The organism is Pristimantibacillus sp. Z349TD_6, assembly GCF_056173205.1.
The window spans coordinates 1-10,000 of the sequence record NZ_CM149662.1 but is presented as its reverse complement, the minus strand read 5'-3'; the positions used below and the strand labels follow the sequence as shown (position 1 = coordinate 10,000).

The following is a 10,000-nucleotide window of genomic DNA, read 5'->3' as shown; positions in this document are numbered from 1 at the left end:
TTGCTCTTCATTTTCATCTATAGCTTCATTCTCTTCACTGCGAGCAACACGTGTAACAGTCGCTACCGTATCATCTTCGCGTGTATTAATAAGCCTCACGCCTTGCGTATTCCGTCCCATCGTAGATATGCCTTCCATGCTGGTACGAATCATCGTGCCAGATGAAGTCATAATCATAAGATCCTCATCATTCTCAACCACTTTGAGTGAGACGATCGGTCCATTCTTATCGGTTACGTTAAGCGTCTTAATCCCTTTACCGCCACGGTTCTGAATACGATAATCGGCCACTGGTGTCCGCTTGCCGTAACCTTTGGAGGTAACGATCAGGATATCATTATCCGGTACGATAACATCCATATCAATAACGGTATCTTCATCATCAAGCTGGATACCTTTTACGCCTGTAGCGGAACGTCCCATCGAACGGACATCCTGCTCAGAGTAACGTATGGACATGCCCTGCGCCGTTCCCATAATAATTTCCTGGTTGCCGTCAGTCAGCTTAACGCCAATTAGATCATCGTCCTCACGAAGTGAGATTGCGATCAATCCGACTTTCCGAATGTTGACGTAGTCATCAAGCGGAGTCTTCTTCACAACCCCTTGCCTTGTAGCAAAGAACAAGTAATGTTCCGAATCAAATTCTTGTACAGGTATGACCGCATTGATCGTCTCACCCTGTTCAATTTGAATGAGGTTGATAATAGGCGTACCGCGTGCAGTACGGTTAAGATCAGGAATCTCATAGGCTTTCAGCTTATACACCTTACCTTTGTTCGTAAAGAACAGCAGGTAGTGATGCGTATTGGATACAAATAGATGCTCAACAAAGTCATCATCCTTAGTACCCATGCCGACAACACCTTTGCCGCCGCGCTTCTGACTGCGGTAAGTGCCAACCGGCAAACGCTTGATATAGCCTGTGTGAGTAATGGAGATGATAACATCCTCACGAGGAATAAGATCCTCATCGAGAATTTCCTCATCACTTGCCATTATCTCCGTACGACGCTCATCACCGAAACGGTCCTTCAATTCAGCAAGCTCTGTGCTAATAATATCGAGCACAAGCTGCTCATCAGCTAGAATCGCTTTATATTCAGCAATTTTACGCATAAGTTCTGCATACTCTGCTTCTATTTTATCTCTTTCCAGGCCAGTCAGGCGCTGCAAACGCATATCCAAAATCGCTTGCGCCTGCTCATGGCTGAGCGAGAATCTTGTAATTAAGCCTTCACGAGCTTGGTCAGCTGTTTGGGAAGCGCGAATGAGTGCAATGACCTCATCCAAATGGTCAAGCGCTATTCGCAAGCCTTCCAAGATATGAGCCCGTGCTTCAGCCTTTTTGAGATCATACTCCGTACGACGACGAATGACCTCGATTTGATGCTGTAAATAATGATAAAGCATATCGCGTATGTTAAGCGTCTTGGGCTCACCATTTACGAGTGCCAGCATGTTAATCCCAAAGTTGGATTGCAGCTGTGTATGCTTGTACAAATTATTAAGTACAATGCTCGGGTTAACATCACGACGAAGCTCAATGACTACGCGCATGCCGTTACGGTCCGATTCATCTCGCAAATCAGTAATGCCTTCAATTTTCTTCTCGCGAACGAGCTCGGCAATTTTCTCAACTAAACGAGCTTTAATGACTTGATAAGGCAGCTCATGCACAATGATGCGGGCTTTGCCGTTATTCTCTTCAATCGTCGCCCTTGCTCGCATTGTTACCGAGCCGCGGCCTGTCAAATAAGCTTGACGAATCCCCATACGGCCCATTACAAAACCGGCTGTTGGAAAATCCGGACCTTTTATGTGTTCGATGAGTTCGAGTGGCGTAATGTCTGGATTAACAATAAGCGCCTGTACGCCATCGATAACCTCATTCAAGTTATGAGGTGGAATATTCGTAGCCATACCAACCGCTATCCCAGTAACCCCGTTTACGAGAAGGTTTGGATAACGTGCTGGCAATACAACTGGTTCCGACTCTTCACCGTCATAGTTAGGAATGAAATCAATCGTTTCCTTGTTGATATCGCGCAGCAACTCCATTGCCATCTTCGAAAGACGAGCTTCCGTATAACGCATGGCAGCTGCAGAGTCGCCATCAACTGAACCAAAGTTACCATGTCCATCTACGAGCATATAACGCATGGAGAAATCTTGTGCCATCCGTACCATCGACTCATAAACTGCGGAATCACCATGCGGGTGATACTTACCGATTACTTCTCCTACAATTCTCGCTGACTTCTTATGGGGCTTGTCCGGTGACATGCCCAGCTCAGACATCGCATACAATATGCGTCGATGCACTGGTTTAAGTCCATCCCTAACATCGGGAAGAGCGCGACTTACGATGATACTCATTGCGTAATCCATAAAGGAATCCCGCATCTCCGTACCAATATCTCGATCTCTTACAGACATACGTTGTTCTTCCGCCATGATTTACCTCCCTGACGCCATCTATAGCTACTCTTAAATCAACATAACTCTTATATTACTTTCTCAAAAAGCGAGCATATAAACCTTTTGTGCTCATGCTTTTGGAATTCCTGCTAAAATTTCGTCTTTACTTGCTAAAAATAGGTGAATTACCGCTCTCCATACATGAAAACCTGCCATAAAATAAACAGACCCAACTTTCATTATACCACTCAATCGAAAGTCTGTCTCCTGCATCATTTCAAATCGATGACCTGTAAAAGCAGCATTTTGAAAGGAGAAAAATCGTTGAGCATACAACGCGTTACGAGCAAATGGGCCAAAACAAAAGTCATGTTGAAATCTGACTATTTGCGCTCATATATGCCCCCAACAAAACTATTCGGACGCGGCAGCCTTCAGTCAATGCTTAATGAATATGGTATGGTCTACGTCAAGCCGATAAACGGTACTTTCGGCAATGGCGTAATCCGCGTGGAGAGAACTACTGTACCTGCTCTCGGATATCGCTATCAGTTAGGGACAAAAATCTTGTTTTTCTCAACACTCGACCAGTTATACCATAAGCTAGCTGGGCAAACGAAGAAGCGAAGCTATCTTGTTCAAAAAGGTATCCATTTGCTAAAACATCAAAAGCGGCGCTTCGATATTCGCGTTATGGTTCAGAAAAACCCTCATAACGAATGGGAGGCCACTGGCATTATCGGTAGACTCGCCCATCCTGCGAAAATAGTAACCAATTATCACAGCGGCGGAACTCCGATGGCACTTGAGCGGCTCATGGGCGATCATGCTAATGCTTCAGAGCTTGCTGCCTTCAAAAACAAATTAAGAAAAGTCAGCATTACGATTGCCAACCAGTTACAAGGTGCCTACCCCAATATAAAAGAGCTAGGCGTGGACATCGCCATTGATGCAAAACTGCATCCATGGATTTTGGAAGTCAATACATTACCCGACCCATTTATCTTCCGAAAGCTGCCTGATCAAAATGTTTTTCATAAAGTATATCGTTACGCAGTCGCCTATGGCCGATTTAAAAAAAGAAGCAGTCGTCCATAATGGGCGGCTGCTTCTTTACGAAATCCTTTATTTTAAACATCTAGATTCGTTACGTATCTAGCGTATTTTTGAATAAATTCGCGGCGCGGTTCAACATTATCGCCCATAAGCGTGTCAAACACGATATCCGCTTCAATTGCATCCTCAATCGTTACCTGGAGCATCGTGCGGCTTTCAGGATCCATCGTTGTCTCCCAAAGCTGAGTAGCGTTCATCTCTCCAAGACCTTTATAGCGCTGAACGTTTACTTTTACGCCTTCTCCAAATTCAGCCAAAATCTTCTCGCGTTCCTTCTCGGTTTGCGCGTAGCGAATAACTTTATTACGCTCGATCTTGAATAGAGGAGGCTGTGCAATATAAATATAGCCAGCGTCTATAATTTCACGCATATAGCGATAGAAGAACGTTAAGATGAGCGTACGAATATGAGCGCCATCGACATCCGCATCAGTCATAATGATGATTTTGTGATAACGTGCTTTAGTTAAATCGAAATCATCGCTAATACCGGTGCCCATCGCTGTAATCATTGCCCGAATCTCAGCATTGCCAAGAATTCGATCGAGACGCGCTTTTTCTACGTTCAAAATCTTACCGCGAAGCGGCAAAATGGCTTGGAAATGACGATCGCGGCCCTGCTTGGCAGATCCACCGGCAGAGTCACCTTCTACGATGTACAGTTCGCTGATCGATGCATCCTTGGATGAGCAGTCAGCAAGCTTACCAGGTAGTGAGCCAACTTCCAGAGCGCTCTTACGACGAGTCAGCTCACGCGCTTTGCGCGCTGCTTCACGAGCACGAGCAGCAGATAGACCTTTTTCTACGATTTTGCGCGAAACAGAAGGATTCTCTTCTAGAAATTCCTGCAGCTTCTCGGCAAAAAATGATTCTACGATTCCGCGGACTTCGCTGTTGCCAAGCTTAGTCTTTGTTTGTCCCTCAAATTGCGGTTCCGGGATTTTGACAGAAATAATAGCCGTCAAGCCCTCACGCACATCATCGCCGGAGAAATTCGAATCATTTTCCCTGATGAGATTTGATTTGCGGGCATAATCGTTAATAATACGCGTAAGTGCGCTCTTAAAGCCCGACTCATGCGTACCGCCCTCATGTGTATTAATATTATTTGCGAAAGAGTATATATTCTCGGTGTAGCTGTCATTATACTGTAGAGCGACTTCTACTTGGATATGATCCTTCGAGCCTTCCACATAAATTGGCAGCTCATGCAAAGGTTCGCGATTGCGGTTCAAGTATTTTACAAACTCGATAATACCGCCCTCATATTTAAACGTATTGGATACGCCAGTACGCTCATCACTAAGCACAATTTCAATGCCTTTATTCAAAAACGCAAGCTCGCGAATACGCGATTGCAGCGTCTCATAGTCGTATACGGTCGTTTCCGTAAAAATTTCTGTATCAGGCTTAAACGTTACTTGAGTACCTGTTTCCGTTGTCTCGCCGACAATTTTAATATCATACTGAGGAGCACCCTTGCGGTACTCTTGCTGATAGATATTGCCTTCGCGTTTTACTTGAACAATGACAAGCTCGGACAGTGCGTTTACGACAGATACGCCGACCCCGTGCAAGCCGCCGGATACTTTATAGCCCTCTCCGCCGAACTTACCTCCCGCATGCAAAACAGTCATAACGACTTCTAGCGTCGATTTTTTCAGTTTCGCATTCTCTCCTACAGGGATACCGCGTCCATTATCGATAACCGTTACGCTGTTATTCTCATGCACGATAATTTCGATTTTTGAGCAATAACCGGCCAAAGCCTCGTCAATACTGTTATCAACAACCTCCCATACGAGATGGTGAAGACCTTTGCCACTAGTGGAGCCAATATACATCCCCGGACGTTTGCGTACCGCCTCTAAACCTTCCAAGACCTGTATCTGACTCTCGTCATACGTATGCTGTTCCAAAGACATGCAACTTCACTGCTCCTCTCAACTGCTGTTCCTGATCGCCTTCGCTCTAGCCGTTAGCCACAAACTGATGGGCTCTTTTCTTAAGCGTAGAGGATGAAATAGGCGAATAATATATTTTTTGCTTCGTTACAACGATCGATTTTGGCTCTTCCTCGCCTATCGTTTCAACGTCCTTACGCTTGCGTGCTCCCGCAACGAATTGCTTGGATAGTTTAGAGGATTGCTCGATAGAAATATCAAAGATGGCCACGAGCTCCGCAGCCCGAATTATTTTCTCGCCGCCCAAATGGATGTACATGTCCTCTTCCTCACCTCTCCTATTCGCAATTTAACGTGTCACTCGGCCGTCATGCACATGATAGATGCCGGCATCCTGAAGCCTGCTCACATTCACGCTTTCAAGGCCGGTCGTTGTAATAAAGGTTTGTACTTTGCTCTGAAATGTCTCAATAAGCTGCGTCTGACGGTTCTGATCAAGCTCTGACAGCACATCGTCAAGCAGCAAAATCGGATACTCACCGATTTCCTCGTTAATGAGTTCTATTTCTGCCAATTTTAAAGACAGGGCCGTTGTTCGCTGCTGCCCCTGTGAGCCGTAGACTTGCGCTTCTTTGCCGTTGATATAAAACGCCAAATCATCACGATGCGGACCCACGAGCGTAACGCCTCTGCGAATCTCCTGATCTTTCACCTGTGTTAACTTTATCATAAATTGATCAAATAAAACAGATTCATCTTGCTGGGCATCTGTATCAAAAGAAGGACGGTACTCAATGGTGAGCTGCTCAGTCCCGTTCGTTATGCCTGCATGTATTCGTTCTGCAAACGTTTGTAATTTATGTATAAAGTGTTTCCTTTTTTTCATGATTTTAACACCATGCTCTGCGAGCTGCTGATTCCACACCTCGAGCATCGTTTGATTTGCCCCTCCAGGGTAGGAGGCTTTCAAAAAATTGTTGCGCTGCTGCAGCACTTTTCCATATTGCTGGAGTGTATACAAATAGCCGGGCTGTACTTGTCCGATTTCCATATCGAGAAACCGTCTTCGCACTCCCGGCGTTCCTTTTACAATTTCAAGATCCTCTGGCGCAAACATGACGACATTTACCGAACCGATGAAATCACTGAGCTTACGCTGCTCAAGTCCATTTATTTTCGCTTTTTTTCCTTGCGCTGAGAAAAGGAGATCCAGCTTAATCGCTCCGTACTTCTTATCGACCTCGCCAGTAATGCGAGCGGAGCTTTCTTGCCAGCCAATAAGCTCCTTATCCTTAGAGGTGCGATGAGACTTCGTTAACGCAAGTACGAATATAGCCTCTAGCAAATTAGTTTTGCCTTGAGCATTTTGCCCAAGAAATATATTGACCTTATTCGGCGTTTGTAAGTCAATCTCGCTGTAGTTCCGATAATTTTGCAGCTGTATGCTCGTTAAAAACACGTTTTGACCTCCCGGTCCGTTGGTGCGTTACTCTTTACCTACCGTAAAGACGCCGCAGCCTTCAACTTCTACTTTATCGCCAGCATACAATTTTCTTCCTCTGCGGTTGTCCGCTTCTCCGTTAATAACGACAGTGTTTTCTTGAAGGAAAAACTTCGCATGACCGCCGGTTTGAATGCAATCAGAAAGCTTCAAAAATTGGCCAAGCGTTATATATTCCGTCTTGATGGCGATTTCTTTCATGAAAATAGATCAGCCCTTTCTTGCTTATATTTGAGATTTAGCCCGTTGTTCTATAAGGCAAGATGACATACATGCTATATGCATGATCCATAGGACGAATAATAATAGGGCTCATTGCGCCTGTAAAGCCAATAAACAATTGCTCGCTATCAATGACTTTAAGGACGTCGAGCATATATTTAGAGTTAAATGCGATTCGAAGAGGCTCGCCGTTAAATTCTTTTGCTTCAAGCTGCTCCGTTACTCGTCCAAGCTCAGTCGAGCTGGATGAAATTTCAATCGTTCCATCTTCAAGCGTCATAAGGCGAACGATATTCGTTTTTTCCTCACGAGACATGAGATAGGCACGATCAATCGCGTCCATTACATTTTTTGTATCAAGTACAAGTTCTGTTTTGAACGTTTGCGGAATAATTTTAGAAGTATCGGGATAAGTTCCATCAAGGATACGTGTATAAAATAATACATTTCCGAGTTTAAACAACACTTGGTTGTCTGTTACAACGATATCAACAAGAGCATTTTGCTCTGGAACGAGCTTGGATAGCTCAATTAGTGTTTTTGCTGAAATGACGACATTGCTGAATTTGAGCTGTGCTTCTGTTTCAACTTGTGCCGTACGGCTTGCTAGACGGTGGCGGTCCGTTGCTACAAATTTCAATTCCCCTTCAAGCAAGTTCCAAAGTACACCTGTCAAAATAGGGGTTTGTTCACTTGCTGAGGCTGCAAGAACAGTTTGACGAATCATTGCTTTTAATAGATCGCCAGGCATTTGCAATATATCGTTTTGTTCGATGGAAGGAAGTACTGGAAATTCTTCCGGATCAAGTCCGACCATTTGTATTTCAGTAGAGCCCGAACGGATCATCGTCTGGTAAGTATTGCTCACATCGATAACGACTTGCTCGGATGGGAGTTTTTTTACAATCTCCACGAAAAACTTTGCGGGCAAAACGACGCTTCCCGGTTTATCCACATGTGCAATAACGAATTGATCTCTTTCCACAGGGATGAAGCTTTGAATAGAGATATCGGTATCGCTTGCTGTAAGTGTTACCCCAAGATGAGTAACCTCAATTTTGATACCGCCGAGAATAGGTATAGCTGGACGTGAGGAAGCAGCCTTTGCTACTTGCTGGATCGCATCGTTTAATTCATTTTTTGAGATTGTTAATTTCATGATTTCACTCCTAGCGTTCTTATAAATTCATCCAAGTATGAGCTCTCACAAACGATTTTTTTGAAAATGGCGTAAATTGGTTATGTTTTGATGATTTCGCGTTTATTTTTAAACGTTATACAAACCTTATACTTCACCGCGAAGCGAGCTTTTGCCTGTAAAGGCTGGCATCAGCCGTTTTGCCGTATTTGATGATGTTTTTTTAAAGATTTTTAGTAGTCGTAGTAGTAGGGGCACTGAATATGTGGATAACCCCTTGGAAGACCGATAAAGCAAGCCTATCCACATGTGCATAGCTTGTGCATAGGCTTGCTTAGTTGTTCACATATGATTTTTGATCTTTTCGGTCAGGTTTTGAATGATTTTGTACAGGTCCTGATCTATTTTAAGCTGCTGTGTAATTTTCTCATGTGCGTGGATAACGGTTGTATGATCACGCCCGCCGAAAGCCTCGCCAATCTTAGGAAGCGAGAAATCGGTGAGCTCCCTGGATAGATACATTGCGATTTGCCTAGGATAGGCTACTGCCTTCGTTCGTTTCCGCGCTTTGAATTCCTCTAGCCGCAGCCCGTAGAACTCCCCAACCTTCGTCTGAATGTCGTGCATCGTAATCATTCTAGGTCTGCTGGAAGGAATGATATCCTTAAGCGCTTCTGCTGCCAAATGCGACGTAATGTCTGCATTTATCAAGGATGAATAGGCGACTACCCGAATAAGGGCACCCTCCAGTTCACGAATATTTGTATCGATTTGATTCGCGATATAGATCATCGCTTCGTTAGGAATATCTAGATTCTCAGCGCGTGCTTTCTTGCGCAGTATTGCAATCCGCGTCTCCAGATCCGGCGGCTGAATGTCGGTAATAAGTCCCCATTCAAAGCGAGAACGAAGCCTTTCTTCCAGCGTAGGAATTTCCTTTGGAGGCCGGTCACTTGAAATGACAATTTGTTTCCGCTCCTCATGCAGCGCATTAAAGGTGTGGAAAAACTCTTCCTGCGTCTGTTCTTTTCCGGCTAGAAATTGAATATCGTCGATGAGCAGAACATCGATATTACGATACTTCGTACGGAAGCTTTCACCACGATTATCACGGATTGCGTTAATGAATTCGTTGGTGAATTTCTCAGACGAGATGTAAAGAACTTTCGTATTCGGGTTGTGATCCATGATGTAGTGGCCAATGGCATGCATTAAGTGGGTTTTGCCTAGCCCAACTCCACCGTATAAAAACAATGGATTGTAAGCTTTGGCCGGTGCTTCTGCTACGGCAAGCGATGCTGCATGCGCAAAACGGTTGTTAGCACCGATAACGAATGTATCAAACGTATACTTCGGGTTAAGCATATGAGTAGGTGTCGCTTCCTCATTCATGACAGGGGAATGCACCGCTTTCGGCGGGAACATATATGCGGGCTCCGCACCCTTCGGTTCCTCAATTGAGAAGCGAACATCAACTTGTCTGCCCAAAAACTCAAACAGTGTCGTTCTTATTAGTTTCGTATAACGGCCCTCCAGCCATTCGGCCGCAAATGTTGTCGGCGCTGTTACTTCAAGCATGGAATCATCAACAAAATTAGCTTTCGTTGCTTTGAACCAAGTGTCAAAGCTCGGTTTGCTTAATTTCGTCTGTATGATCGACAACACTTGCTGCCATAAATCATAGGTATGGCTGTCCAC

At 44.6% G+C, this 10,000-nt stretch carries 9 protein-coding genes (1 of these 9 cut by a window edge); 1 reads left to right on the top strand and 8 read right to left on the bottom strand.

The window, feature by feature from the left end; genetic code table 11:
• Positions 1–2,457 carry the 5' portion of a DNA gyrase subunit A gene (gene gyrA / locus AC0VYE_RS00045; protein ID WP_475445330.1) on the bottom strand. Its footprint begins 27 nt before the window's first position, so only the first 2,457 of its 2,484 coding nucleotides appear in the window; its start codon is at positions 2,455–2,457; the stop codon falls past the left edge of the window.
• A gap of 93 nt (positions 2,458–2,550) precedes the next feature.
• Entirely contained in the window at positions 2,551–2,673 is a 123-nt protein-coding gene (locus AC0VYE_RS00040) for a hypothetical protein (protein ID WP_475445328.1), read from the bottom strand.
• Positions 2,674–2,745: 72 nt separating this feature from the next.
• Here AC0VYE_RS00040 and AC0VYE_RS00035 point away from each other — a divergent pair, with 72 nt between their 5' ends.
• Complete coding sequence (locus AC0VYE_RS00035; RefSeq protein WP_475445326.1) at positions 2,746–3,519, top strand: YheC/YheD family protein; 774 nt, start codon at positions 2,746–2,748, stop codon at positions 3,517–3,519.
• Between the two features lie 32 nt (positions 3,520–3,551).
• Here the strand turns inward: AC0VYE_RS00035 and gyrB are convergent, their stop codons facing one another.
• The 6 genes from gyrB to dnaA form a co-directional block, all read right to left on the bottom strand.
• Positions 3,552–5,462, bottom strand: a complete 1,911-nt coding sequence (gyrB, locus tag AC0VYE_RS00030; RefSeq protein WP_475445324.1) for a DNA topoisomerase (ATP-hydrolyzing) subunit B — start codon at positions 5,460–5,462, stop codon at positions 3,552–3,554.
• A gap of 46 nt (positions 5,463–5,508) precedes the next feature.
• Positions 5,509–5,760 carry an extracellular matrix regulator RemB gene (gene remB, locus AC0VYE_RS00025; protein ID WP_054025778.1) on the bottom strand — a complete coding sequence of 84 codons (252 nt, stop codon included), beginning with the start codon at positions 5,758–5,760 and terminating at the stop codon, positions 5,509–5,511.
• 30 nt (positions 5,761–5,790) lie between these two features.
• The gene (recF, locus tag AC0VYE_RS00020) at positions 5,791–6,900 is read right to left on the bottom strand and encodes a DNA replication/repair protein RecF (protein ID WP_076266598.1); all 1,110 of its coding nucleotides are present in this window, start codon (positions 6,898–6,900) and stop codon (positions 5,791–5,793) included.
• A gap of 27 nt (positions 6,901–6,927) precedes the next feature.
• Positions 6,928–7,143, bottom strand: a complete 216-nt coding sequence (yaaA, locus tag AC0VYE_RS00015; RefSeq protein ID WP_076266597.1) for a S4 domain-containing protein YaaA — start codon at positions 7,141–7,143, stop codon at positions 6,928–6,930.
• Between the two features lie 37 nt (positions 7,144–7,180).
• Entirely contained in the window at positions 7,181–8,323 is a 1,143-nt protein-coding gene (gene dnaN, locus AC0VYE_RS00010; RefSeq protein WP_076266596.1) for a DNA polymerase III subunit beta, read from the bottom strand.
• Positions 8,324–8,644: 321 nt separating this feature from the next.
• Positions 8,645–10,000 (bottom strand): chromosomal replication initiator protein DnaA, encoded by a 1,356-nt coding sequence (gene dnaA, locus AC0VYE_RS00005; RefSeq protein WP_076266595.1) that lies wholly within the window; start codon positions 9,998–10,000, stop codon positions 8,645–8,647.

Bases quoted from the DNA above. Each gene is read 5' to 3' on its own strand.
- gyrB (WP_475445324.1), bottom strand. From the start codon at position 5,462: ATGTCTTTGGAACAGCATACGTATGACGAGAGTCAGATACAGGTCTTG.
- yaaA (WP_076266597.1), bottom strand. From the start codon at position 7,143: ATGAAAGAAATCGCCATCAAGACGGAATATATAACGCTTGGCCAATTT.
- remB (WP_054025778.1), bottom strand. From the start codon at position 5,760: ATGTACATCCATTTGGGCGGCGAGAAAATAATTCGGGCTGCGGAGCTC.
- dnaN (WP_076266596.1), bottom strand. From the start codon at position 8,323: ATGAAATTAACAATCTCAAAAAATGAATTAAACGATGCGATCCAGCAA.